The sequence below is a fragment of the Miniphocaeibacter massiliensis genome (assembly GCF_900232905.1).
Classification (GTDB): Bacteria; Bacillota; Clostridia; order Tissierellales; family Peptoniphilaceae; genus Miniphocaeibacter; species Miniphocaeibacter massiliensis.
This window is the reverse complement of the sequence record NZ_OCTQ01000003.1, coordinates 153,758-179,970: the sequence shown is the minus strand read 5'-3', so window position 1 is coordinate 179,970 and position 26,213 is coordinate 153,758. Positions and strand designations below refer to the sequence as shown.

Annotated in this window: 24 protein-coding genes; 3 read left to right on the top strand and 21 right to left on the bottom strand. The window is 27.5% G+C overall.

Translation table 11 applies throughout. The features are described from left to right. Window positions 1-173: 173 nt before the first annotated feature. From CS899_RS07100 to CS899_RS07020, 17 genes are all read right to left on the bottom strand, one after another. The gene (locus CS899_RS07100; protein ID WP_100065492.1) at window positions 174-380 is read right to left on the bottom strand and encodes a LytTR family DNA-binding domain-containing protein; all 207 of its coding nucleotides are present in this window, start codon (window positions 378-380) and stop codon (window positions 174-176) included. Window positions 381-781: 401 nt separating this feature from the next. Further along, window positions 782-1,729 carry a D-2-hydroxyacid dehydrogenase gene (locus CS899_RS07095; protein WP_164995882.1) on the bottom strand — a complete coding sequence of 316 codons (948 nt, stop codon included), beginning with the start codon at window positions 1,727-1,729 and terminating at the stop codon, window positions 782-784. Between the two features lie 11 nt (window positions 1,730-1,740). Next, the gene (locus tag CS899_RS07090; RefSeq protein ID WP_100065490.1) at window positions 1,741-2,235 is read right to left on the bottom strand and encodes a PTS sugar transporter subunit IIA; all 495 of its coding nucleotides are present in this window, start codon (window positions 2,233-2,235) and stop codon (window positions 1,741-1,743) included. A 63-nt stretch (window positions 2,236-2,298) separates the two neighbouring features. After that, on the bottom strand, window positions 2,299-3,828 hold the full coding sequence (locus CS899_RS07085) for a YifB family Mg chelatase-like AAA ATPase (protein WP_100065489.1): 1,530 nt from the start codon (window positions 3,826-3,828) through the stop codon (window positions 2,299-2,301). Window positions 3,829-3,941: 113 nt separating this feature from the next. Next, window positions 3,942-4,619: a zinc ribbon domain-containing protein gene (locus tag CS899_RS07080; RefSeq protein WP_100065488.1), complete on the bottom strand. Its 678-nt coding sequence runs from the start codon at window positions 4,617-4,619 to the stop codon at window positions 3,942-3,944. A gap of 7 nt (window positions 4,620-4,626) precedes the next feature. After that, on the bottom strand, window positions 4,627-5,175 hold the full coding sequence (locus tag CS899_RS07075; protein ID WP_100065487.1) for a hypothetical protein: 549 nt from the start codon (window positions 5,173-5,175) through the stop codon (window positions 4,627-4,629). A gap of 11 nt (window positions 5,176-5,186) precedes the next feature. Beyond that, window positions 5,187-5,723 (bottom strand): PCI domain-containing protein, encoded by a 537-nt coding sequence (locus CS899_RS07070; RefSeq protein ID WP_100065486.1) that lies wholly within the window; start codon window positions 5,721-5,723, stop codon window positions 5,187-5,189. 34 nt (window positions 5,724-5,757) lie between these two features. After that, complete coding sequence (locus tag CS899_RS07065) at window positions 5,758-6,270, bottom strand: hypothetical protein (RefSeq protein WP_100065485.1); 513 nt, start codon at window positions 6,268-6,270, stop codon at window positions 5,758-5,760. A gap of 2 nt (window positions 6,271-6,272) precedes the next feature. Continuing rightward, window positions 6,273-6,971 carry a hypothetical protein gene (locus CS899_RS07060; RefSeq protein WP_100065484.1) on the bottom strand — a complete coding sequence of 233 codons (699 nt, stop codon included), beginning with the start codon at window positions 6,969-6,971 and terminating at the stop codon, window positions 6,273-6,275. A gap of 1 nt (window position 6,972) precedes the next feature. After that, on the bottom strand, window positions 6,973-8,289 hold the full coding sequence (locus tag CS899_RS07055; protein ID WP_100065483.1) for an SPFH domain-containing protein: 1,317 nt from the start codon (window positions 8,287-8,289) through the stop codon (window positions 6,973-6,975). Window positions 8,290-8,486: 197 nt separating this feature from the next. Next, window positions 8,487-10,079 carry a PucR family transcriptional regulator gene (locus tag CS899_RS07050; protein WP_100065482.1) on the bottom strand — a complete coding sequence of 531 codons (1,593 nt, stop codon included), beginning with the start codon at window positions 10,077-10,079 and terminating at the stop codon, window positions 8,487-8,489. 134 nt (window positions 10,080-10,213) lie between these two features. Continuing rightward, on the bottom strand, window positions 10,214-10,828 hold the full coding sequence (locus CS899_RS07045) for a substrate-binding periplasmic protein (RefSeq protein ID WP_100065481.1): 615 nt from the start codon (window positions 10,826-10,828) through the stop codon (window positions 10,214-10,216). A 1-nt stretch (window position 10,829) separates the two neighbouring features. Then, window positions 10,830-11,876 carry a 2,5-dihydroxypyridine 5,6-dioxygenase NicX family protein gene (locus CS899_RS07040; RefSeq protein WP_100065480.1) on the bottom strand — a complete coding sequence of 349 codons (1,047 nt, stop codon included), beginning with the start codon at window positions 11,874-11,876 and terminating at the stop codon, window positions 10,830-10,832. Continuing rightward, window positions 11,833-13,158 carry a cytosine permease gene (locus CS899_RS07035; protein WP_100065479.1) on the bottom strand — a complete coding sequence of 442 codons (1,326 nt, stop codon included), beginning with the start codon at window positions 13,156-13,158 and terminating at the stop codon, window positions 11,833-11,835. The genes CS899_RS07040 and CS899_RS07035 overlap by 44 nt, the downstream gene beginning before the upstream one ends. A 160-nt stretch (window positions 13,159-13,318) precedes the next feature. Continuing rightward, window positions 13,319-14,227 (bottom strand): cyclic pyranopterin monophosphate synthase MoaC, encoded by a 909-nt coding sequence (gene moaC / locus CS899_RS11115; protein ID WP_100065478.1) that lies wholly within the window; start codon window positions 14,225-14,227, stop codon window positions 13,319-13,321. Further along, window positions 14,228-15,178 carry a GTP 3',8-cyclase MoaA gene (gene moaA, locus CS899_RS07025; protein WP_100065477.1) on the bottom strand — a complete coding sequence of 317 codons (951 nt, stop codon included), beginning with the start codon at window positions 15,176-15,178 and terminating at the stop codon, window positions 14,228-14,230. A gap of 131 nt (window positions 15,179-15,309) precedes the next feature. Continuing rightward, window positions 15,310-16,068, bottom strand: a complete 759-nt coding sequence (locus CS899_RS07020) for an exodeoxyribonuclease III (protein WP_100065476.1) — start codon at window positions 16,066-16,068, stop codon at window positions 15,310-15,312. Window positions 16,069-16,200: 132 nt separating this feature from the next. Here CS899_RS07020 and CS899_RS07015 point away from each other — a divergent pair, with 132 nt between their 5' ends. Both CS899_RS07015 and CS899_RS07010 read left to right on the top strand, forming a co-directional pair. After that, window positions 16,201-16,785, top strand: a complete 585-nt coding sequence (locus tag CS899_RS07015; RefSeq protein WP_100065475.1) for a hypothetical protein — start codon at window positions 16,201-16,203, stop codon at window positions 16,783-16,785. Window positions 16,786-16,794: 9 nt separating this feature from the next. Then, on the top strand, window positions 16,795-19,701 hold the full coding sequence (locus CS899_RS07010; RefSeq protein ID WP_100065474.1) for an insulinase family protein: 2,907 nt from the start codon (window positions 16,795-16,797) through the stop codon (window positions 19,699-19,701). Window positions 19,702-19,730: 29 nt separating this feature from the next. Here the strand turns inward: CS899_RS07010 and CS899_RS07005 are convergent, their stop codons facing one another. Genes CS899_RS07005 through murA form a run of 4 tightly spaced genes read right to left on the bottom strand, consistent with a single transcriptional unit; the run spans window position 19,731 to window position 25,472 of the window. After that, the gene (locus CS899_RS07005; protein ID WP_242491887.1) at window positions 19,731-21,212 is read right to left on the bottom strand and encodes a S1C family serine protease; all 1,482 of its coding nucleotides are present in this window, start codon (window positions 21,210-21,212) and stop codon (window positions 19,731-19,733) included. A gap of 59 nt (window positions 21,213-21,271) precedes the next feature. Next, window positions 21,272-21,943 (bottom strand): ComF family protein, encoded by a 672-nt coding sequence (locus CS899_RS07000; RefSeq protein WP_100065473.1) that lies wholly within the window; start codon window positions 21,941-21,943, stop codon window positions 21,272-21,274. Further along, the gene (gene recD2, locus CS899_RS06995) at window positions 21,933-24,161 is read right to left on the bottom strand and encodes an SF1B family DNA helicase RecD2 (protein ID WP_242491886.1); all 2,229 of its coding nucleotides are present in this window, start codon (window positions 24,159-24,161) and stop codon (window positions 21,933-21,935) included. The genes CS899_RS07000 and recD2 overlap by 11 nt, the downstream gene beginning before the upstream one ends. Window positions 24,162-24,206: 45 nt before the next feature. Further along, a complete protein-coding gene (murA, locus tag CS899_RS06990) occupies window positions 24,207-25,472 on the bottom strand; it encodes a UDP-N-acetylglucosamine 1-carboxyvinyltransferase (protein ID WP_100065471.1) in 1,266 nt (421 codons plus the stop codon). A 124-nt stretch (window positions 25,473-25,596) separates the two neighbouring features. Between murA and CS899_RS06985 the strand changes: the two genes are divergently transcribed. Then, window positions 25,597-26,169 (top strand): ECF transporter S component, encoded by a 573-nt coding sequence (locus CS899_RS06985; RefSeq protein WP_100065470.1) that lies wholly within the window; start codon window positions 25,597-25,599, stop codon window positions 26,167-26,169. The last annotated feature ends 44 nt before the right edge of the window (window positions 26,170-26,213 follow it).

Here is a 26,213-nt window from a genome sequence, read left to right as displayed (position 1 = left end):
TATATAACCCCGAATATTAAAGTTGATATAATTGCTACACCTATAATATTCCATACATAAACTATATTTATATTCTGTATATTCAATCTTTCTGAAAATATTGTCAATAAAAAAACTAAACCATATAACTGTGCCTGTAAATACTTGAAAAAACAAGTTTTTTAAATCTTTTATCATAATAATCTCTCCCTAAAATTTTTAATATAATATCTACTTACAAAATACTTTATACCACCTTCTAAAACTACTTCTATTCTTGCATTTTTCAAAGATTGAAAACTTTTTATATAATTAATATTTATAAATACACTGTTGTTAATTCGAATAATATTTTTATCTATAAAAGTTTCTTCAAATTTCTTTAACCGCATATTTAGCAAAACATTTCTCCAGTCCTAGTTACTATATTGCATCTCCTATCTTCTGACTGAATTACCATAATATCATTTAATTTCAAGACAACACTACTATAGTTTTTTGCATCTATTACATTTATTGTTTGTATTGAATTTTCTAGTATATTCTTTATACTTTTCCATTCATCCTTTTTGTTTTGATGAGTTAAAACTATATATTCTTATAGCTCTAAACCATCTTTAACACTAAATCTAATCTTCAAATAGTTCCTCCTTGCTTTTAATTTCTTTTGATATTTTCAATATTAAAGTATTTCTTTCCTTCTTGCAATAAAACTGCTATTAGTTGCATTTTTCATTAATTTTGTTGCTTTTTTCCATAAAAACAAGGATATACTATCAGATATATCCTTTTAAAGTTACTTTTAATTTATTGTATTTATATATTTTCCGTTTATATATCCTCTTATATTATCTGCTGCTATATCTATAATTCTTTGTCTAGCTTCTCTTGTTGTCCATGCAATATGGGGAGTTATAATTAAATTATTAGCTTTTAATAATATATTATCTTTTTGTATTGGCTCTGTTGTAATTACATCTATTCCAGCCCCTAGAATTTTCCCAGAATTCAAAGCCTCTTTTAAATCTTCTTCCACTATAAGTCCACCTCTTGCAACGTTTATAATTATTACTCCATTTTTCATCTTAGATATAGTTTTTGTGTTTATAATTTCTGCATTTTCTTCTGTTAACTTAGCATGTAACGATATTACATCTGAATTTTCTAATAAATATTCTAATGATACTTCTTCATCATATATTTTCCCTTTATTTTCTCCTCTGTAAGCTAGTACTTTCATTCCAAAAGCTTTGGCAATTTCACCAACTTTTTTACCTATATTTCCATATCCTATTATTCCTATAGTCTTTCCCGAAAGTTCATACTGTTTTTTTAGTGGAAGTCCATACTTATCACTATAGGTATAGTCTCCTGAAAATACAGCATCACTATGTATTTTTACATTATTACAAACTTCAAGTAACAAAGCAAATGTAAATTGAGCAACTGTATCTGTTCCATATGATGGTATATTGGATATTTTTATTCTTCTTTTTTTACATTCCTCTACATCAACATTATCATATCCTGTTGCTAACATTGATATGTATTTTAAGTTATTTGCTTTTTCTATAGCTTCTTTTGCAACTATAGAATTATTTAATAAAATAATATCTGCATTTTTTACTCTTTCAGCTACTAGCTCTTTTGGTGTTATATCATAAACTTTTAAATTTCCTAATTCACTAATCTTTCCCCAGCTTAAATCTCCTGGATTTACTAAGTATCCATCAAGTATAACTATATTCATAATATCTTCCTTTATTTTTTTATATATTTTATAATTACAGTCTCTTTTTCTGTAGCCTCTCCTGTATAAGTTTTTATTTCTTCTATATCATCCATATTTGTTATTATAACAGGTGTTATTATTTCATACCCCTCATCCTTTAGTAAGTCAATGTCTACTGTTAATAGTAAATCCCCTACTTTTACTCTATCACCTACTTTTACTTTAGGTTTGAACCCTTTTCCTTTTAGCTCTATTGTCTCTAAACCGACATGTACAAGCACATCTAATCCATCATTGGTTTTTATACCATATGCATGTAATGTGTTTGCAATTACATCTATTTTACCTGAAACTGGACTATAAATATCATTACTCTTGGGTATTAACGCAACCCCATCCCCTAATATTTTTTCAGCAAACATTACATCTGAAATTTCTGATATATTTATTACTTTGCCAGATTGAATAGCTCTAATTTTACCAATTTTATTTTTTTTAAATTTACTAAATAATTTTTTAAACATTTAATCCCCCTAGTAATTAAATTATTTATAGTAATATCCACCAAATTATCTATTTATAATTTATTACCCCCAATACTTTGTATCTACTGTCCTATATCTTATAGATTCTAGTAAATGTTTAGCTTCAATATTCTCTTTATCTTCTAAATCTGCAATAGTTCTAGTAAGCTTTAGTATTTTATTTACTGTTCTTGCTGAAAATTTATATTTTTCGTAAGCTATTTCAAGTATATTTTTTAATTCATCATCTAGTACTACATATTTTTTAATTAACTTATTATTCATCTGCCCATTAGTTTTGATTTTTTCTTTTTTAAATCTTACCTTTTGTATATTTCTTGCTTTAATAACTCTTTCTCTTATATTTTTTGAACTTTCAGATTTATTTCTAGAAGTTAATTCGTTTAATTTTACTGGCTCCACTTCAATATGTATGTCTATTCTATCTAAAATTGGTCTGCTAACTTTTGATAAATACTTATTAATTTGAGTAATACTACAAGTACATTCCTTTGTCTCATCGCCATAATAACCACACGGACAAGGATTCATACCTGCTATAAAAAGAAAATTAGCTGGATAAGTAAGAGTTGCATTTGCTCTAGAAATAGTAATTTCCTTTTCTTCTAAAGGTTGCCTTAAAACTTCTATTGTGTTTTTGTTAAACTCTGGTAATTCGTCTAAAAATAGCGCCCCATTATGTGCTAAAGATACTTCTCCTGGCATAGGAATTCTCCCTCCACCAATTATTGAAACCGATGAGCTACTATGATGTGGTGCTCTAAAAGGTCGTTTATTTATTAGTTTACTCTCTTTTAAATTACCACTTACTGAATATATTTTTGTAGATTCTATAGCCTCTTCAAAGTTCAATGGTGGTAATATTGTTGGAAGTCTCATAGCTGCCATTGTTTTGCCTGCTCCTGGAGGTCCTATCATAATAATATTATGCTCACCTGCAGCAGCAATTTCCATAGCTCTTTTTAATTTTTCTTGTCCTTTTATTTCATCAAAATCTATTTCATAATTTTCTGTAGAACCATCTTTAAAAATTATATCTTCATTATAATTTTCTATTTTAATATCTCCATTTAAATAATCTACTAAATCTTTAAGACTCCTTATCGGAATAATATCTATTCCCTTTACTAGTGAACATTCCTCTTTGTTTTCATCTGGTACTATAACTTTTTTAAAACCCAGTTCTTTTAATGAAATTACCATAGGCAATGCACCTTGTACATTCATAATTCTTCCATCTAGAGAAAGTTCCCCTATAAAAGCTATCTCTTTTTTAGGAATATTATAAATTACTCCAAAGGCCGTTAAAATAGCTACTGCAATAGAAATATCTAATTGTGATCCTTCTTTTTTTAAATTTGCTGGAGCTAAATTTATTGTAATGCGCCCTATTGGAAACATATATCCTGAATTGTTAATAGCTGCTCTTACACGTTCTTTAGATTCTTTTATTGAAATATCTGGAAGTCCAACTATATTAAATGATTGTAATCCCCTAGCTATATCAGCTTCAACTTCAATTGCATAGCCGTTTAATCCTTCCAAAACACATGTCATTATTTTTGAATACATATTATCCCTCTATAAAATTTATTTATTACTACTATAAGTATATCAAAACTCATTAAAATTTATATTTTTGCTTTTCCTTACTAAAAAAACACCGTATAAAACGATGTTCTAATCTATTGTAATTCACTTCCACAATATTCGCACTCTGTAGCACCTGCAGGATTACTTCCACCACAATTTTTACAGGTCTGATTTTTCTCTTCTTTTTTTGTATTATTTTTAAGTGTGTTATAATTGTCCATAAATTTTATCTTTCTTTGTTTTCTGTCTACATAACACCTAATTAAAGCCCCTGCTCTAATTAATGATTCCAAATCATCAACAACTACTTCATAATCTAAATTCATAGAATTTGCTATCTCGTCTATATTTCCATCTGTATTTTTTTCCAGTATATACAAATATGAATTAAATTTTTCGCCAATTTTCTTATATTTTTTTCCTTCTCTTATCATTATAATTCCAGGGATTATAAGTGGTGCAATTATAATTAAAATGCCAACCAATGCACTAGCTAATTCATCTTCATATAAATTAGAATCTACTGTAGATCCAAGTAATGAAATTAAAAAAAGGAAAATCCCCATTCCAGTCAATATCCAACCTATTATAGTTGTACTTTTAGCATTCTCAATAAAGTTATATCTTTCTTTGTGTAATTTAGAAAGCATTAAAGCGACACCTACAGGATAAAATACAAATAATAAAATTATTATTAGAGCTATATTCTCTCCCTTTCTATCATATAAAGGATTAAAAACAATGCTATTATTCCCTTGTCTATTATTCATTCTCTATTTATCCTCCATTTATCTTAGAACCACAGTATTCACATTCCAAAGTATCTAATAAATTTTCTCCCCCACACTTTTGGCAAATAATTACCTTATTTTCTTCTTTCCTAACTTTTTTATTTTTATGTATATTAGAAGAAAGGTCAGAATATACACTTGTATGGTTAAATATTATCCTTTTTGTATCTACATTTATTTCTGCTCCTGTAAAATACCGTTTTTTTATCATTTTTTGCAAATTACATATTACAACTATCTCTTTAGTTTTTGTTATGTTACTTATTCTAGTTATTGATCCATCTTTAGATATTTCTAAAATTCTAACATATTCTTTATATAAACTTGCTAATTTAAATTTATCAGTAGCTGATATTAGACAAGATATACCCCCAACAGATAATGCAATAATTAACATTAATTCAAAACCATCCAACTGCGAGGTGAAAATTTCACTTAATCCAGTTATTACCATTATAGCAAAAAAAATTGCTGATATTAATTGTAGAATTCCTAAAATTAGTGCTGAAATATAATTTACTTTACATTGATTCACATTCTTCACCCTTAATTTTTTATAACGGAGCCACAATATTCGCATTCCACTGTGCTTCCTTTTAGAACGTTATTATTGCCACCACAATTGGGGCATGTAACTACTTCAAATTCATTATTAATATTTTTAGTTTTTTCTAAATCTTTATTTGAAAATACTATTTTTTTATTATTAAAATCGATATATGCACCGTATATATATTGCCTTTTTATCATTTCTTGAATATTTTTTACCACATTTTCTTCTGATGATTTTGTTAATTCCGCTAATTCATTTGTATTTACTTCACCATAACTTTTATAATTTTCTATTATAGCTGAATAATTTTTAGTTTTTCGAACTAATAGACCTTGCTTTATTCCATTTATAGTAACAGTAATTAAAGATAAAAACATAATAGTTCCTATTACAATCTCTCCTATTCCCTTATTTTCATTTATATAATCTATCAAAACGGAACCACTTGAGAGTATAAAAAACCCACCTATCCAAAATTTTAATGCACTATTCTTTTTAGCTTTTTGAATTTTATCAATATTAATTTTCATATTTTATTCTTCCTTAAATAAGTATCTGTTAATTTTAATCTTTAATTCGTGAACCACAATACTCACATTCTACAACCTTACCTTTAGGTATTTCGTTTTCTCCTCCACAGGAATTACAAATGATTGTACTTTTTTGTAAGTCTGTTCTATCAGCTGCAGAATATTTTCTTTCAGGTAATACTAGTGAGTTAGTTGATGATTCTAAATACCCATTTTGTAGATATCCCTTATTTATAAGCTTCTGTATTTCTTCTCTAACCTTATCTTCTGTTATTCCTACTACTAGTGCTAAATCTGTTATATTATATTTTCCACTTTCACCTAAAAGTCCTGTATATTTTAAAGACATATTACATATTTTCTTCCTTTTAACACTAAAAATCATTGTCAATAATCCTAGAACAAACATAATATTCATTATACTACTTCTAATATAACTATTATCTGCAATTTTATATAAAGAAGAAATTATTAAAAAAATTCCTATAATTAATTGGATATTAGAAAATGCTCTATTGGCACTAACTCTATTCTCCAATTGATTCATCGTTAAATTCCTCCCCTTTTAAGAGAGTGTACCTCCAATTTTCTTCTTTCTATAAGATTTGATATTTTACTACATAGTAATTCTATTTCTTTTTCTGACAAATCCTCATCTTTGTTTAATTCTTCCTCTAATTTCGATATCACTAATTCTATATCGTCATCAGCTAATACTGTTGTAGATATGTCTGTAAATCTCAAATCCTCCGCTAACTTCTTAATTCTTAGAGAATATGGTTTGCTTGAGTCTTGACTCTTTAATAAATTTAATCTATTTATATAGTTTTCTATCCTAGAAGTTGAACCTAATATTTTTTCATCTGAATCTTTTAATTTTTTTGATATAGAATATACAGTTATAAAAGCTATTAAAAAAATTGCTAATATAATTAATTGTATAGTCAATAAACTTCTAAATGCTTTCTCTGTAAATATTATGAATACTAATGATGTAATTATAGTTGCTAGTGTATATAAAGTAATTACAGAAAAAGTTATTCCTCTATAGAAAGTCTTTGAAAAATCATTATATGTTTTTTCTACCAAAATAAATCCTCCAAAGAAGATTATCTCAGCTAATAATATAAATATAAATGATACTATATTTGTATTATTCCACTCTTCAATATTTAAAAATCCTAATGTTATTGTTAATAACATTATTAAAATTCCTGATATTGATAGTACTTTTACTCTGCTATTCATATTAATTTCCTCCTAATTTATTTCCACATTCAGGACAAAATTTATCGGTTTCATCTATTACGGCATTACAATTGTCACAATGCTTTACCAATGAAGTTCCACATTCTGGGCAAAACTTAACATTAGATGGTATTTCACTAGCACAATTTGGGCATTTTTTAGGTATTTCATAACCGCATTTTGAACAAGAACTACTTCCTTCTATTATATCTGTACCACATTTTGGACATAAGTTTAATTTGTTTCCACACTCTGGGCAAAATTTATCCTTGCTTGATATTTTAGCATTACATTTTGAACAAATAGGATTTAATATTGTCTCTTCCACTGCACTATCTTTGCTAGTATCAAATCCGCAAACTCCACAAAACTTCTGTGTACTTGGCATTGTAGCATGACAATTAGAACATTTTTTTGTTGCAGTCGAATTACCAGAAGTAGTTATTTCTTGAGATATTCCTCCAAACTCATCTCCAACAGTTCTTCCCATACCTAGTCCCATACCTAGTCCAAGTCCTGCTCCCATTAAAGGTGCTGCTGTAGAACCTGTATTTTTAGCAGCTCCTTCTAGAGTGTCAAATGATCTCTCTTGTTGATAATTATAACCTATAATATCCATCTCTGCTTTCCTTGCTAATGCATCCTTCAACTTTTTAATTGCAGGATCCTCTTCTGGCACACTAATGTCATTTACATAAAAATTAACTAATGAAACTCCGTAATCTGACATTATAGGTTCTATTCTTTCTTTCATATAAGATGATAATTCATCTATATAAGCATTTATCTCTAAGATACTAATTTTATTCTTTACTAAATATTCTGATATTGAGTCCTTAACCTTAGTTATGTATAAACTTTTAAAATATTTTGTAATGCTATTTTTATCAAAAACGGAAACTGTTCCTACTAATTTGACAATAAACTTTTTAGAATCTTCTATCTGTATCCCGAATGCTCCATGTGAGCGTACTGGTGCAAAAATACCATACTTAGGATCTTGTATTTGAATTGGTGAAGGGGTTCCCCATTTTATATCTAAATTAAATGCTTTATTAATAAACCATACTTCAGCTGTAAATGGTGAGCGACCTCCAAATGGTAGATTAATTATTTTATTTAAAAATGGAATGTTCTTTGTTTCAAGAGTGTGCCTTCCGCTCTGGAAAATGTCTAGTGCCTTTCCACCTTTAAATAATATTGCTTCTTGTGATTCATTTACTATTAATTGAGTCCATGTTCCCAATTCTTCACTAGGATATTTCCAAGCAAAAATATCTGGACCTCCATTATATTTAACGACGTCTACTATTGCCATGTTTTCCTCCTACTATACTTTCTTATCTATATTAAAATATCTTAATATTTAAATATCAAATTTAACTAAAAATAGTTTTAGATTTACAATATAATTATAGTTTAATACCTGTAAAATAACAATAATCTTGCTCTTGCCAATAAAAAAGATATATCAAATAACTATTTATTTTTGTAAAAATTAATTATTAATATTTCTTAATTTACCATTATTTCTTTTTTTACAATATTTTCCAATACAAAGCACATTGTGCTAAATAAATATGGCATCTTGAATATATCATATTCCATTAATTCTATTATTTTATTTTTTCTATATAAAACTGTATTCCTATGTAAATATAACTGCTTTGATGCTTTATCTATATTTAAATCATTCATTACTAAAGCTTCTAAAGTAGAATAATATTCTTCTTGTAAATTATCATCTAATTTACTTAACGCTTTTTCTATTTTATTTTTAGAAAATTTGTTTTTCATTAACTTTTCATAACTTTCTATGTCCTCATACATTATGTATTTTTCTGGAACATTAAATTTTCTAGCTATTTTATATGATAGTGTTGCCTCTTTATAACTCTTAGGAATATCCTCTATGTTATAAAAAATATCACTTATTCCTATTGAAATATCCAATCTAGAATTATTTTCAAAAATTCTCTTTATATTTTCTAAAAATTCAAATAATATACTTTTATTTTCATTTAATTCTTTGGAAACTAAACATATTATCATATCATTGTAAAAATATATATTCTTAAAATAAATATTTTTACTAAATTTAGCCATTATTTTAGGCATTATTATTTCGTCTATTATTTTTTCAATATCACGTATATATTTTTTATGATTATTTTGAAATTCATTAATATTTATAATTATAAATTTGTTAGTATTTTCTATATTCCATCCTATATTTTCCCCTCTATTTATAGCATTTTGTCTACTTCTAAAATTCCATGTTAACAAATCACTAATATAAGTTTTATACTGAACTCTTCTCAGATCTTGATATTTTAATTTTTTTTCTAAAACTATAGAAGATAATTTAGATAGCAATTTAATCATTAAAAATTCTTCTTCCAAATTACATTTTCCTATAATTGCTCCATAAATTTTATTATTTGAAAGTATATAATTTCTCTGCCAAACCTCTCCTTCTATATTTAATTTATATTCTTTTTCATAGTTAGATTTAACTATCAAATCAAATTTATCAACTATATTTTCAATATGCTTTTCTTTTTTAGGATATATTATTTCATTATTATTATCTACAACAATAAATATATAATTCAAAGCTATTTCAATATAGTTAAATATAGTTGAATAATCATTAAATTGTCCAACAGCATCTGCAAAAGTAGAAATAACTTTTTCCATACTATTAGGAAACTTCTTTGATATATCTAATTTTTTTATTATTGGTTCCATCATTTCAATATAACTAACATTGCTATCAGCTATAATTAAAGGGAATTTTAACTCGTTACATAGCTTGATTATTTCAGAATCTAAGATTCTCATAACTATATTAAAATGACATAGTATTAGCCCCGATGACTTTTTTTCAACGAGCGATTTGATAACAGTTTTTTGCATTTCTACATTAGTCGATATTGCATAAAACGATGTTATATATAGCTGTCCTTCCAAAACCCAGTTTTTTATTTTTTCATTCGATACTTCTAAAACACTTATACTCGTTATCTCTTTGTTTATACCTTCATAACCTGCTATAATTTTTGCATTTTCTAAACATTCAAAATCAAATATATCAGATATTTTCACAATACACCTCCATGTCGTACTAATATTTTATCAGCTATTTTAAATACTAAGCTATTATTACAATTAATTATACACTTTCCTTAATTTTCAAATATAAAATTCCACTAATCAAATTAGTGGAATTTTATATTTTTTTACTTGTCTATTAACTTATTAAATTCATCTCTAACTTCTTCTTCTTTAAACATTACAAATAATTCTCTTTTAAATGTTAGTCCATCTATTACAAATATATCTCTATCAATATTATCTTTAATATTATTTAATACTCCTATATCAAATACAGCTAACCTAGCTTCTGCAGAGTTCAAATATTTTAATAGTTCATCGCTATCGCTATAATATTTTTTGTAATTTTTATCTATTTTATCAATCACATCTCCATATTTATATCCTTCTATTATTCCTAGAAAATATTCCAAGTTAAAAATATCTTCTATCTTTTTTATAGTTTTGTATAATATTTCGTTATTAGTGACTATTCCTGTTTTAGCATCTCTAAATTTTTTGGAAAAAAATGCTATTTTTTCTCTTTCTTTAGTTTTTTGAACTTGGAATGCTACATCTATCTCTCCATTAATAAATTTTTTTTCAATTATAGACCAATCGTCAATAATAAACTTTATATTATAATCTAATTTATCAAAAATAGATTTTACAAATTCATAGTCACTACCTTTTACTTCTCCATCTTTATCAATATATTGGTATGGCGGAAAATAATCTGCACCTATTATTAATTCTTTCATTTTATTTTCCTAATTTTTTTGCTAGTTCTTTTAATTCTGTGTGAATAAATTTACCTTTATCTAATATTTGCACATCATCTAACCAAACACTACACTCCAAACTTATCCCATCTACATGGCTTTTAGCAATTCTTGGTTCTCCTCCTGTATAATTAGGTCCTTGGTGTCCAAATCCCCATTCAGTACTGCCCCAAACTCTCTCATCTTCTGTAGTACATCCTTCAAGTTTAGCATTTGGACTACATCCGTAGCATACATGTGCTGCCAAATACATATTTGGATCATCTAAAGATTCAAAATATTCTTTTACTTTTTTAGCTAATTTGCCACCTTTAAATTCTACTATTCTTCCTTTTTCAACTATATAGGTAATAGATTCCGATAATACGCCTAAGTCTAAATCTCCTCCTCCACTAAGCGCTCCATCAACAACTATTTTCCCATTTATAGTTTCTTCTTTAGGTGCCCATCCAATTTGTCCAAGTAGAAAATGTGCTCCTGGTTTTGAATAATCTATTTCACTATTAATTGGTCTACTTGGATCATTTTCAAAAGATATGTCAGTACCAGCTTCATTAGTAATTCTCATATTCTTTGCTTCTTTAGTTAGATTTGTTAGAAGTGTTTGAAATTCTTCTTGAATTTTTATATCTACAGCTCCAATATTTCTATAAATTCTTTCTATTCCCAGTCCTCCTAACATTATCTGCCTAGTTCTTCCATTCGTTACAGCTTTATCCCATATTGGTGAATATAATAACCATTGATCATTAAGTTCTATCCAAACATCTGTTTCAATTACACATGCCTTTAATGGATCTGGTAAATAATCCATTGTAAGAGCACCATATCCTTTAGGTGTTGAATGCCATGCAAGCATAGCTTTACAACCCAGAGCATCTGCAACTTTTACTATTTCTTCACCAACTGAAACGTCGCCAATAGAATCCTGTGTTACCAAAACACTTTCCCCTGGCTTAACTTTTGCCATATCTTTTAATAACTTATAAACTGTTTTTGTCAATTCCATTCCCATTTTTTTTGCCATTTTCTTCCTCCTTTTCTACTTGTTTTTCACCTTTTATTTTCATTAAAATAAAATATGATATTAATGCTGTAGCAAGTGAATTCAATGATGCTATCCCAAGTTTTACTCCAAAACCTACAACTATCCCTAGTATCCAAGCTACTATTGCTTTCCAATTCCAATTCTTCAATTCAGAAAGTTTTTTATCACTATAGTTCATACTGTTGATAAAATAGTAATCACATATTATAACCCCTGCCATAGGAGGAATTCCTATACCTAATAATTCAAGCCAATTTGTAAAATTATTTGCTACTCCTACAGCTCCAAGTATAGCTCCTATAACACCTATTGCTATTGCTATGTATGATCTATTCACTGGAATAATATTAGCCAATCCTAGTGAAGATGTATATAAATTGTTATCATTTGTTGTCCACTGAGCTAAAACTAAAACTAACAAAGCTGGTACTCCTAAACCCAGCATTATCATTGCCTTAGGCAAATCTCCTATTCCAGTTGCCAAAGTTGTTAAATATCCTGCTAAAATAATAAATGTATTGGCTATTATATATCCTATAGTTGTCGCTAATAGTGATGCTTTTGATGTCGTAGAATATCTTGAAATATCTGCCTGAGCAGATGCTCCTGCTGCAAATGAACCTACAACTAACACTATTCCTGTAGATATTCCAAATGATTTACTTGGAGATACTTTTAACATTTCGCTCCATCCTCCTACTGAATTTACTGCCGCAAAAACACCTATTGTTGCACATATTGCAATTGCTGGTACAGCTATCTTACTTAGTATACTCAATCCCTTTATTCCCACAATTGCTGTTAGCATCATAAGTATTGCTCCCCAAAAACTTGCAATTGCTGGTCTTGATATAATTCCTGCATTAGGTAACATAGCATTAATCGTATTTCCAAAAAGTCCTGCTTGTACTGAAAACCATCCTCCCATTGTTAGTGCTAAAACTAACGATACTAATTTAAATCCTTGTTTCCCAAAACTAAACATTGCCAATCGTGAACTTGTCAATCCTTCTCTCGTTCCTATAATTCCTCCAAATCCTCCTATTACTGTCAATATTAAATTCCCCACAATTGCTGATATAAATGCTTCTTTAATATTCAAACTTTCTGCCATTGCTGCTCCTGTAAATAACCCAGACATTGAAATACAAAATCCTGATGCAATAATTGCTACATTTATCATGCTTTTTCTTTGGTCTAAAGGAACCCTTTCTGTTGCAAAATCATTTACGGTAGTCTGCATATCATATTTTTTAGACATTATCTCCACCTCCCAATTGAAGTATATAAAAATTTATTTAATTAATCATCGGAAAATAAATAAATCATTTTCAATTTTTTTGTAATTTTGCACAATTTAAATTTCAATATAAAAAGACATAGAATAAATTCCATGTCTTTAAGCCAATTGTTTAAGTCATTTAAATTTCTATTAATCTTATTTTGTCGCCTTTTTTTACTTCCCCATCTTTTAAAACTTTTGCAAATATCCCTTCTGTAGGCATTATACAGTTTCCAACTTGTTGTTTTATTGCACAACCTTTATGACATTTTTTACCTATTTGTGTTACTTCTAGCACCGCTGTCCCCATTGTAAAAACTGTCCCTACTGGAATTTCATGTAAAACTAATCCCCTAGTTGTTATATTTTCAGCAAAATCTCCATCCTTTAAATCTGGAAGTCCCATAGCTTTCATTTTTTCTATGCTCTCTTCTGCCAACAAACTAATTTGTCTGTGCCAATCTCCTGCATGAGCATCTCCAACAAGACCGTGATCTACTTTTAAAGTTCCTATTCCTATAGGAGTTTTTATTACTCCTTTGGTTTCACTTATATTTACGTCTATAACTGTTCCTTGTTTATTTTCAGCTACAAAACGTCCTGACTTTCCACCTTCTTTTTCCAAAAGTCTCAAATTACTCACTTCCATTCCCCTGTCTATTGCTTTACACATATCATATATCGTTAATGCTGTTGTAGAACAAGCGTTTAACGCCTCCATCTCTACACCAGTTTTCCCTGTAGTTTTCACTGTTGCAAATATATCTACAGTATTTTCTCCAAGTTCAAATTCTATATCTACACCAGTTATAAATATATTATGGCACATTGGAATAGTCTGTGATGTGTTTTTAGCTCCCATTATACCTGCTACTTGTGCAACTGCTAAAACATCGCCCTTTTTTATTTGCCCAATTTTTATTCTATCTAGTGTTTCTTTTTTCATTATTACTGTACATGTTGCTGTTGCTACTCTTTTAGTATCTTCTTTTTCTCCAACATTTACCATTTTAGCTCTACCTGATTCATTAAAATGTGTTAAGTCCATTTATCCTCCAATTTCATTCATATCTGTTGAATTATATTCTCCTTCAAGCAAATGATGTGCTTCAGGTTTATTATAAATTGCATCTTTTATTATTTTTCCTATATCCTTACCTTCTCTTAATGGTTTTAGTAATTCTATGTGAATATTTGAATGAAGACACATTAGTAACTGTCCTTTACTTGTAAGTCTCACTCTATTACATGTACCACAAAATTTACATGACATAGGATTTATAAAGCCTACGTTTCCTTTTGCTTTGGGTAATTTATAGTATTTTGCTGGACTTGAAATATCCATTGAATCTATTGGTTTTAATTCAGGATACAACGATAATAATTCATCGTTAGAAACAAACCTATCTTTGTACCTAACCGCTTCACCTATAGGCATTAATTCAATAAACCTTACCGATATATCATCTTCTTTAGTTAAATCAACAAAATTCCTAAATTCATCTATATTTACATCTTTCATAACTACAGTATTTAACTTTACAGGTGTTATACCATATTTTTTACAAGATTCAATACCATCTAACACTTTTTGTAACTCTCCACCTCTAGTTATTCCTCTATATTTATCTTCTTGTAAACTGTCTAAACTAATGTTAACTCTAGTAAGTCCAGCTTCTTTTAAATTTTTTGCCATATCTCCTAGTAAAATACCATTAGTAGTCATTGCTATTTCTTTAATTCCTATATTTTTAAATCCAGAAATTAAATCAACCACTCCTTTTTTTACAAGTGGTTCTCCTCCTGTAATTCTAATTTTAGAGATTCCCAAATTTTTAAAAACCTTTGCCACTTGTATGTATTCTTCTATTGTCATAACATCTTTATGCTCAACTAAAGATACACCTTTTTCTGGCATACAGTATTTACATCTTAAATTGCATTTATCTGTAATAGAGATTCGTAAATAACTAATATCTCTACCAAAATTATCTTTCATTAAATCACCTATGTTTATTATAACATAACGATCTATCCTTTCATCTATTATTCAGAACAATTTGTAATAATTACAAAAAAGCAAACTACTTAAGTAGTTTGCTTTTTTGTTTTATAAAATTATTTCTTAATTTAAAACTTTATATCTAATTGTACTGGACAGTGGTCACTTCCCATTACTTCTTGCAAAATTTTAGCATCTACTAAATTATTCTTTAATTTTTCAGAAGCTAGGAAATAGTCAATTCTCCAACCTATATTCCTATCTCTAGATTGTCTAAAGTAACTCCACCAAGAGTATTCGTCAACTTCGTCTGGATAAAAGTATCTAAATGTGTCTATAAATCCACTTTCTAAAAGTTCTGTCATTTTTTGTCTTTCTTCATCTGTAAAACCTGCATTTTTTCTATTTGTTTTAGGATTTTTTAAGTCTATTTCTTTATGTGCCACGTTCAAATCTCCACAAAGTATCACAGGCTTTATTTTATCTAACTCTAAAAGATATTCTCTAAATAAATTCTCCCAAACTTCTGTTCTATATTCTAATCTTTCAAGTTTTTGTTTTGAATTAGGTGTATAACAATTTACTAAATAAAAATCATCATATTCTAAAGTTATAACTCTTCCTTCTTGATCATGTTCCTCAATTCCTATTCCATAAGTTACATTCAACGGCTCTGTTTTTGTTAAAGTTGCCGTTCCTGAATACCCTGGCTTTACTGCTGAATTTATAAAAACGTGATATCCTGGAAATTCAAATTCCCACTGTTCTGGTTTTATCTTTATTTCTTGTAAATTTACTATATCTGCATCTATATCATTAAAAAAATCCATAAATCCTTTTTTTATAGCTGCCCTAAGTCCATTAACATTCCACGATATTAATTTCATTTTTCACCTCTAATTTAGTTATTTTGTCTTCAAGTCTATTAATACCCATTTAATAAATTTATAACTATTATCACTTTAAATGGTAACAATGTTATAATTAATATTAACGAATAATAATCAAGGAATGGTATTATGAATAATTATAATTATGATGACACAATATTAAGAGAATACTTAGCTAATAATAATTTAAAAGCTGCTAAAGAATATTTGGTTATTACTGAAAATTTTTCAACTGATGAAGCTATTAACTTTCTTCATAAATATATAAATGAAAATAACATTAATCTAAAAAAACCTAAAGACATTATTATAGGGTATAAAAATTTAGTAATTATTCTTATAACTATGACAATTGCATCTGTAATACTAACTCTTTTGTCTTTTAGTACTCTTAGAAGCATAATAGACAATAGCACTAGTTCTTCTAAGATACTATTTTTAATAATACTATCTATTTTTTTGATAGTTTGCATCGCTTATACCATTATTTTAATTTTAGATATAACATCAAAACAAACTATTGTAAGTAGCGGTTATTATAGAGTTCCCACTATTAAGTCTGGTAGTTTTCAGAGTAATGTTTTAAAATTTGAAAATGGTGATGTTATTATTACTTCACATAAAGTGAATGAAATTTTAAAACATTATAATTATTGTACTGTTACAAGATTTAAATATAGTAAATTAATAAAAAATATTACAAATATAAAATAAGGAGATTATATGAATTTACATGGATTTGATTTAATAAAAGAAGAATATATAAAGGATATTGACTCTAATGTTAAAATCTTTAAACACACAAGATCAGGAGCAAAATTAATGGCTCTTCAAAATGATGATAATAACAAGGTTTTTGGTATAGGCTTTAGAACTCCTCCAAATAATTCTACTGGAGTTGCTCATATACTTGAACATTGTGTTTTAAATGGTTCTAGAAAGTTTAAAACTAGAGAGCCTTTTATGGATCTTATTAAAAGTTCACTACAAACTTTCTTAAATGCTATGACTTTTTCAGATAAGACAATTTATCCTATCGCTAGTAGAAATGACAAAGATTTTCATAATCTTATGGATGTTTATTTAGATGCAGTTTTCTATCCTGCCGTAAAAACTAAGAAAGAAATTTTCCTTCAAGAAGGATGGCATTATGAGTTAAATAATGAAGATGATGATATAACTTATAAAGGTGTTGTATATAACGAAATGAAAGGAGCTTATTCTTCTCCTGACACTATTATGTACCATGCTTTTGCTAAAGGACTTTTCCCTAATTCTATTTATGGAAATGAGTCTGGTGGAGAACCTTATAGTATCCCTAATTTAACATATGATAACTTTTTAGATTTTTATAACAATTATTATCATCCAATAAACTCTTATATATTTTTATATGGGAATATGGATTTAGAAGAAAATTTAAAATTTATAAACGATGAATATTTAGCTAACTTTGAAAAAATAGATTTGGATTCTTCTATTAAATTACAACCTGGTTTTGATAAAGTTAGGATAATAGAAAATAAATATTCTATATCTTCAGATGAAAATCCTGAAAATAAAGATATTTTAATTTATGGAGTTAAATCAGGAAAAAAATCTGACATAATTGAAGCTACTACAAATGAAATTCTTCGTTCTGTCCTTTTCTCAAATGATGGTTCTCCAATAAAATTAGCACTTTTAGAAAAAGAAATTGGTGAAGACATTGATGATTTATCAACTGATGGGTTAGAGTTAGGACTTGGAATTACTGCAATTAACAGTTCTAAAGAAAAAATAGACGAATTTGCAAATATTATTGAAACCGAATTAGCTAATGTAGTTGAAAAAGGCGTGAATAAAGAACAGTTAGAAGCCTCTCTAAATAAAATAGAATATAGTTTAAGAGAAAACGGGAACTTTCCTACTAAAGGAATTATCTACTTCATTAACTCGTTAGATACTTGGTTATATGATGAAGACCCAACTTTGTCTTTTAAATATGAAAATATTCTCAAAAATTTAAGAGATAAAATAAATACTTCATACTATGAAGATTTTATAAAAGAAAAAATATTAAATAATACTCATAAAGTAATTATTTCTTTAGAAGCAACTCCAGGACTTAATGCTCAAAAAGATAAAGAAATATCAGAAAAATTACAAAATTATAAAAACTCTTTATCCAAAGAAGATCTAAATAATTTAATAAAAGAAAATAATATTTTGAATGACTTTCAAAATAGAGAAGATACGCAGGAAGAAAAAGATACTATCCCTCAGCTAAAATTATCTGATGTTGATACAAATGTTACAGAGATTCCTACTATTGAAGAAAATAAAGATGATTACAAAATTTTGTTCCATCCTCTATTTACAGGAAAAATAAATTATGTTGATTTTGCTTTTGATTTAGATTTTATAAATGAAGATGAAATATACTATGTTTCTTTATTATGTGATTTACTTGGAATGGTAGATACTAAAAAATATGCTTATACCGATTTAGACACTAGAATATATTTAGATACTGGTGGTTTTAATGTATCTGCATCAACTATTGTAGACTTTAGAAAAGACAATCATTACTTTAAGAAATTAATGGTTAGTAGTAAATCTACTGTAGAAAAAACTGAAAAGATGTTTAATTTAATTGAAGAAATTACCTTAAATAGTAAATTTGATAATTTAAAAAGAATAAAAGAAATTATTCAAATAATTAAATTAAAATTTGAAAGTGATGTATTGGAAAGTGGACATCAATATTCTATTTTAAAATCTTCAAGTTATTTTTCTCAACAAGGTATGTTTAATGAAAAGTTAAACGGTATTTCATATTATGATTTTATCGTTGAATTAGAAGAAAACTTAGAGAATGATTTTGACAAAGTAACAGATAAATTAAAATCTCTATCTAAAAAAATCTTTAATAAAAATAATATGATTTTTAATATTACTACTGATGAAGATGAAAAAGAAAATTTAATGGAGTTAAGCAACAAGTATATTTCAAAATTATATACTGAAAAACTAGAAAGTTATAATTTAGTATTTGATTTAGATAAGAAAAATGAAGGAATTATGACATCATCAAATGTAAATTATGTAATTAAATCTTGTAATTTGAAAGATTATGGATTTAAATACAATGGAAGTTACCAAGTTCTTTCTAATATTTTATCAAATACTTACCTTTATAATAATATTAGAGCTCAAGGTGGAGCTTATGGAACTGGGATGGGAATTTCACAATCTGGAAATGTACAATTTTATTCATACAGAGATCCAAATATAAAAAACACTATTGATATATACGATAATACTAATTCTTTCTTAGAAAATTTAGAATTATCTAAGGATGAATTATCTCAATTTATAATAGGATCTTTATCAAAATTTGATCCTCCTATGACAAACCCAACTAAAGGAAAAGTTGCTTTAACTATGTATATTTCTGGACAAACTACAGAAAATATCAGACAAAACTTAGAAGAAGCTTTATCTACAAATTTAGAAGACTTGAAAAAATTTGCAAATAGTATAAATTTTGCAATGAAAGAAAACTTTATGGTTACCGTTGGAAATAGTGAGCAAATAAAAGAAAATAAAGATTTATTTGGAGAAATTAGGCAATTAAAAAAGATGTAGATTAATCTACATCTTTTTTGTTTTTAATTTTATCTAAATGGATTAAAATATTCTTCTTCATTTTCTCCAAAAGGATTTATATTATTGTTTTCCTTGCTATTTTTATTTTCTTTATTATTTTTTGAACTTTCTTCAGCTTTGTATTTTTCAAAAGTTACTTCAATTTCAACTTCTTTTTTATTTCTAATTATTGTAAGTTTAGCTTTATCTCCATATGAATATCCTATTAATGAAGATCTTAAACTATTCATATCTTTTATATCTTTATCGTCTACTTTAATAACTATATCATTTTGCTCTAGTCCTGCTTTTCCAGCTGGAGATTTTTCATCTACTTGCATTATAACTGCCCCTTGTTCTGCACCAGTATCTATATTTAAATAATTCTCATATACTTCTAAGTTTGTTCCCTGAATTCCCAAAGTAACTGCTTCAAAAGTCCCTGTTTCTATTATTTTATCAACTATAGATTTTGCTGTATTTATTGGAATAGCAAATCCTATTCCTTCTCCCTTACTAGCTTTAGCTGTATTTATTCCTATTAACTGTCCTTTAGAGTTTAACAATGCACCACCGCTATTACCACCATTAATTGATGCATCTGTCTGCATTAATCCATCCATAGAAGTATTATTCTCTAAAGTTATTGTTCTATTTAATCCTGAAATAACACCTGAAGTTAATGTAGATTGCAAATCTAATCCTAGAGGATTACCTATTGCTATTGCTTTATCTCCAACAGCTACTTCGTCAGAGTTTCCTATTTCTATAGGTGTTAAGCCGTTTTTGTCTACTTTTACTACCGCTAAATCTAAACTGGAGTCTTGCCATACTAACTCTGCTGCTATTTTCTCACCATTTGAAAAAACCACATTGATTACTTCAGCTTCTCCATCACTAACAACATGAGAATTTGTTAAAATATAGCCATCATCTGTTATTATGACACCACTACCTACGCCTTCTGCATAAGCTTGTTGATTTAAATAAGGTATTGTCTGTGCTGTTGAAGTTGTTATTCCAACTACTGAAGGTATCGCTTTTGCCGCAACAGCATTTTCTACATTACTATCTTCTTTAACATTTATAACTTGCCCTGAAGTTTTTCCAGTATTTAATCCTGATGAAGATCTGCTATCCATCATTTTTCCCATTATAAGTCCAGTAATTCCTGAGCCTATTAATGAGAACAGCAATGCAACAGCTACAAATTTAAACCATAAGTTCTTTGGTTTTGATTTCTTCATCTCTTCTTTAACTACATATCTTATATCATCATAGTTTTCGTTGTAATTTTTTCTATAATTTTTAGTAGTTCCAGAATTAATTAACACTTGTCCTTCGTCTTCAGTTCCTCTTGGATTATATATTTCTCGATTTTTCGAAAAATCATTTAATGTTGTATTTTCGTTATCTATATCTTCAATTTCTTCTTCAGAATTATATATATTATCTTTTAAAAATTCATTTTCATTTGAATCTTCATTGTAATTTTTTCTATCATCATTCATAAAATTCCCTCCTAAAACAACTTATTTGTTATTACAGTTTTATTCTATGATAGTTATCTTTAAATATTCTTAAAATCAAATTTATATTTGCTTTCTATTTTTGAACTAGCTATTGTAAGTGCTTTAATACTTTCTGGTTCAAATTTATCTAATACATCTAAAATTGTTTTTATTGTATAGCCTGATGTTATAATATCGTCAATCAAAAGAATATTTTTGTTCCTTAATTTATCTCCATTTACTACTCTAAAAGAATTCTTAAGATTTTTTGCTCTATCTGATACTTTCAGTAAATGTTGATCTTTAGTGTTTTTGTTTTTTATTAATATATTATTTAAAATTTCTATCCCTAATCTATCCCCTATATACTCTGCCAATAATTGAGATTGATTGTATCCTCTTTTAGATAACTTTTTCTTAGTTAAAGGTACCGAAATCAACGAGTCAAATTTCATATCTTTATTTATTATATAATTTACTAAGAGTTCACCAAATGCTTTATACAAATAAACTGAATTATTAAACTTAAATTCTTGTATTAATTCAGAAATCCTTCCTGTATATAAATATGGAGAGTAACACTTGTATTCTCCTATACTTTTGACAGTATCTACATATTCAAAAAGTCCTAAACAAGTTCTACAAAAATATTTTTTATTATATAGTTCTTCTTTACAACAATAACAATATCCATCTGATAAGAATAATAAATCATTTATATTAATCCCCATCTATTACACCTTTATATAAATTATAATACTCTCTTATTCTACTAGCTAACGTAGAGTTTCTTTTTGCTATATGTGTATTATTTATCATATTTTTTAAATATTTAACTTCTCCAACTAAAACAACCAAATTTTTAGCTCTGGTTATAGCTGTATATATTAAATTTCTTGTCATTAACATATAAGGTCCAGCTCCTAAAGGAATAACTACTACAGGAAATTCACTTCCTTGAGATTTATGAATTGTAATAGCATATGATAATGACAATTCTTCTAATTCTTTTACTGTATATCCAACTATTCTTTCGTTATCAAATAATACTTCTACTTTATTATCATAATTATCTATTTTTTTTATAATCCCAAAATCTCCATTAAAAACTCCTAAACCATCTTGTCCATTTTGGCTTTTAAATTCCTTGTTATAGTTATTTTTAATTTGCATTACCTTGTCATTTTCCCTAAATAACTTATCTCCATATTTTATTTCTTCTACTAAGGGAGTCTTCGGATTTAATACTTCTTGTAATTTTGTATTTAGTTCAACTGTTCCAATCTCTCCCTTTTTCATTGGAGTTAGAACTTGAATATCTTCTAAATTTTTAAATCCATAATATTCTGGTAATCTTTTAGCTACTAAATTTATTAGAGTTTTTTGGGTTAAAATATTATTATTTCCATTAATAAAAAAGAAATCTTTATCTTTTTCATTTAATATTGGAAATTCTCCCTTGTTAATTTTATGGGCATTTACAACTATATTACTATTTTCACCTTGTCTAAAAATTTTATTAAGTTTTATAGTTGTTACTAATTTCGACTTAATAATATCTTTTAATATATTTCCTGCACCTACTGAAGGAAGTTGATCAATATCGCCTACAAAAATAATTTTTGTTCCCTCTCCTATACCCTTTAGTAAATTTTCTAAGAGTATTAAATCTATCATAGAAGATTCATCTATAATAAGGATATCTGTATCCAAGGGATTATCTTCATTATGGTCAAAAATCATCCCTCTACCACTATCTACAGGCATGTATCCTAAAAGTCGATGTATTGTTTTTGCTGGATAATTACAACTTTGCTCTAACCTTTTTGCAGCTCTACCAGTTGGTGCTGTAAGTATAACTTTTAAACCATTTAGCAAGTAAATATCTACTATATTTTTTACTATTGTAGTTTTTCCTGTTCCTGGTCCACCTGTAATTACCAGTATATTTTCATTAATGGCTGACTCTATAGCTTTTATTTGTTCTTCTGCAAATACAAATTTCTCATTATTTTTTAATTTTTCTATCTCTTTTTCACAATCTATATTTGTTTCAATTTTATCATTAACTAAAATCTTAGAAAACATTCCTGCTACTTTTAGTTCACTATTATAATAATAAGGTTCATAAATTATTTTTTCATTATTTATTTCATCAACTATAATAATATTTTCTATTACCATTTCTGTAACTAAATCTTCAACCATTGATGCTTCTAAATTTAGAAGATTTGAAACCTTATTTAACGATTCTTCATATGGCATATAACAATTTCCGTTTTGATTTGCTTCGTTTTGTAAAAAGTAATTAAAAGCTGCCTTTATTCTAAATGGCGAATTTTTATCTATATTATTTTTAAATGCAATTTCATCTGCCGTTTTAAATCCTATGCCCCAAATATCATTTATCAGTTGATATGGGTTACTCTCTACTTTAGCAATTGTTTCTTCCCCATACTCTTTTATAATTTTTTGTGATTGTCCTATTGATATTCCAAGACCTTGAAGAAATATTAAAATATCTTGTGTCTTTAATTCCTCTTCTAATGCTTCATAAATATCTTCGTATTTTTTCTTTCCTATTCCTTCAACTTCCATTAATCTTGCTGGATTATGCTTTAAAATATCTAATGTATCTGTACCAAATTTAGACACTATTCTTTTTGCCATTTTTTTACCAATATGTGGAAGAACTCTTGAAGACAAATATTTTTCAATGGAAATTATAGAAGTACCTGTAATTATTTCAAAAGATTCAATTTTAATTTGTTCTCCATACTTGTCATGAAATATAAAGTCCCCTTCAATTTTCAAACTATCTCCAACCACAACATTAGGTAATATCCCAACAGCTGTAATATCTCCATCTGTTGTTTCTAATTTCATAACTTTATATCCATTTTCATCATTTGAAAAAATTATATTTTCTATTATTCCTTCTATTTCCATGATAATTCTCCATATAACAAAAAAATGGAAACGCTAGTTTTCCATTTAGTCATTTATTCTATCTATTTTAGCTCCTAAGCTTCTCATTTTTCCAACAATATCGTCATACCCTCTGTCAATATGGTATATGTCAGATATATAAGTTTTTCCTTCTGCAACTAATCCTGCTAATATTAACGCTGCACCAGCCCTTAAGTCCGTAGCCTTAACTTCTGCTCCTTTTAATTTAGGAACTCCAGCAATTCTGGCTTCTCTAGCATCTGTTGCTATAATTGCTCCCATTCTTAAAAGTTCATCTACATGCATAAATCTATTTTCAAAAACTGTTTCTGTTACTTTAGATTGCCCATCTGCAATAGTTAACAGTGCCATAAATTGGGCTTGAGCATCTGTTGGAAATCCTGGATAAGGCAAAGTCTTTATATCTGTTCCAACTATTTTATCTGTTCCAATAACTCTAAGCTCATCTTTATCTTCGTTTATTATTACCTTACATCCAACTTCTTTTAACTTAGCTATTATTGGCATTACGTGATTTGCTATACAATTTTCAACAACAATATCTCCATTAGTGATTGCTGAAGCTATCATAAATGTTGCTGCCTCAATTCTATCTGGTATTATTGTATGTTCTCCACCATATAGTTTTTCTACACCTTTTATTCTAATAGCAGATGTACCAGCACCTTTTATATTAGCTCCTAATTTGTTTAAAAAGTTAACCAAATCTATTATTTCAGGTTCTTTTGCTGCATTTTCAATTATAGTTTCACCTTCTGCAAGTGTAGCTGCCATAATTATATTTTGAGTAGCTCCTACTGACGGAAAGTCTATATAAATAATATCTCCCTTTAATCCATCTTTAGATATAGCTTCAACTTTGTCTATACCTTCATGGATTTCTGCACCTAAAGCTTTAAATCCTTTTAAATGTAAGTCTATAGGTCTCTTTCCTATAGCACATCCTCCTGGTAAATATGTCATAGTCTTGCCAAATCTAGCTAGTAGTGGTCCCATAACTAAAAAAGATGCTCTCATTCTATTCATAAGATCTCTTGGAGCCTCATATCCATTTAAATTTGAAGAATCTATTTTTACAGAATTCTTATCTAAATGTTCTATTTTTGCACCTAAAGACTGTAACACTTCTAATATTACTTCTATATCACTTAACTTTGGAACATTATTTAATATTATAGGTTCTGTTCCTAGTAAAGAAGCAGCTATAATTGGTAGCGCTGCATTTTTTGCACCATCTATATAAACTGAGCCTTTTAATTGCCCACTATTACTTACTACAATTTTTTCCAAATCTTCCTCCAAATGTTATTATTTCCTTGTATTCCAGAAAATATTATATCATAAAGATAAATTTATTGGTATAATTAGAATACTACAAAAAATCTACATTTATTTTAATGAGGAAGGATTAATTATGAAAAAACTTACAACACAGAAAATGTCTATAATTGGATTACTTTCAGGCCTTACCATATTACTCGGTTTAACACCTCTTGGATATATACCTCTTGGAATTGTAAAAGTAACCACTCTTCCTATTCCTACTATAATTGGAGCTATAATTGGAGGTCCTTTAGTTGGTGGATTTGTAGGTCTTGTTTTTGGACTATTTTCTTTGTTTCAAAATCTAACTGCTCCTACATTGCTTTCATTTATGTTTCATAATCCGTTAGTATCAGTATTACCTAGAATTTTAATAGGTATTGTTTCAGGATATTTATATAAATTTCTTAAGGATACTAAAATAAAAAATCTAATCTCCCTATCTATTTGCGGGGCTGTTGGAGCTATTGTAAATACTGTCGGAGTACTTGGCATAGCATACATATTTTTCGCTGACAAAATAAGTAACTTGAAAGAAGGAGTAAGTGCTGCTACTGTTTTAATTGGAATAGCCGCAACTAATGCACCTTTTGAGATAATAGTGACTACTATACTTGTAAGTATTATTTGTTTAGCTATAATAAAATCAAAAAAAAGCAGGTAACACCTGCTTTTTTACTATTAATTATTACATAGTCATTTCTTAAT

Excerpts from the sequence above, each read along its gene's own strand:
- CS899_RS07095 (WP_164995882.1), bottom strand. The coding sequence starts at position 1,729 with ATGAATATAGTTATACTTGATGGATACTTAGTAAATCCAGGAGATTTA.
- CS899_RS07090 (WP_100065490.1), bottom strand. The coding sequence starts at position 2,235 with ATGTTTAAAAAATTATTTAGTAAATTTAAAAAAAATAAAATTGGTAAA.
- CS899_RS07085 (WP_100065489.1), bottom strand. The coding sequence starts at position 3,828 with ATGTATTCAAAAATAATGACATGTGTTTTGGAAGGATTAAACGGCTAT.
- CS899_RS07080 (WP_100065488.1), bottom strand. The coding sequence starts at position 4,619 with ATGAATAATAGACAAGGGAATAATAGCATTGTTTTTAATCCTTTATAT.
- CS899_RS07070 (WP_100065486.1), bottom strand. The coding sequence starts at position 5,723 with ATGAAAATTAATATTGATAAAATTCAAAAAGCTAAAAAGAATAGTGCA.
- CS899_RS07065 (WP_100065485.1), bottom strand. The coding sequence starts at position 6,270 with ATGAATCAATTGGAGAATAGAGTTAGTGCCAATAGAGCATTTTCTAAT.
- CS899_RS07060 (WP_100065484.1), bottom strand. The coding sequence starts at position 6,971 with ATGAATAGCAGAGTAAAAGTACTATCAATATCAGGAATTTTAATAATG.
- CS899_RS07055 (WP_100065483.1), bottom strand. The coding sequence starts at position 8,289 with ATGGCAATAGTAGACGTCGTTAAATATAATGGAGGTCCAGATATTTTT.
- CS899_RS07045 (WP_100065481.1), bottom strand. The coding sequence starts at position 10,828 with ATGAAAGAATTAATAATAGGTGCAGATTATTTTCCGCCATACCAATAT.
- CS899_RS07040 (WP_100065480.1), bottom strand. The coding sequence starts at position 11,876 with ATGGCAAAAAAAATGGGAATGGAATTGACAAAAACAGTTTATAAGTTA.
- CS899_RS07035 (WP_100065479.1), bottom strand. The coding sequence starts at position 13,158 with ATGTCTAAAAAATATGATATGCAGACTACCGTAAATGATTTTGCAACA.
- moaC (WP_100065478.1), bottom strand. The coding sequence starts at position 14,227 with ATGGACTTAACACATTTTAATGAATCAGGTAGAGCTAAAATGGTAAAT.
- moaA (WP_100065477.1), bottom strand. The coding sequence starts at position 15,178 with ATGAAAGATAATTTTGGTAGAGATATTAGTTATTTACGAATCTCTATT.
- CS899_RS07020 (WP_100065476.1), bottom strand. The coding sequence starts at position 16,068 with ATGAAATTAATATCGTGGAATGTTAATGGACTTAGGGCAGCTATAAAA.
- CS899_RS07015 (WP_100065475.1), top strand. The coding sequence starts at position 16,201 with ATGAATAATTATAATTATGATGACACAATATTAAGAGAATACTTAGCT.
- CS899_RS07010 (WP_100065474.1), top strand. The coding sequence starts at position 16,795 with ATGAATTTACATGGATTTGATTTAATAAAAGAAGAATATATAAAGGAT.
- CS899_RS07005 (WP_242491887.1), bottom strand. The coding sequence starts at position 21,212 with ATGAATGATGATAGAAAAAATTACAATGAAGATTCAAATGAAAATGAA.
- CS899_RS07000 (WP_100065473.1), bottom strand. The coding sequence starts at position 21,943 with ATGGGGATTAATATAAATGATTTATTATTCTTATCAGATGGATATTGT.
- recD2 (WP_242491886.1), bottom strand. The coding sequence starts at position 24,161 with ATGGAAATAGAAGGAATAATAGAAAATATAATTTTTTCAAATGATGAA.
- CS899_RS06985 (WP_100065470.1), top strand. The coding sequence starts at position 25,597 with ATGAAAAAACTTACAACACAGAAAATGTCTATAATTGGATTACTTTCA.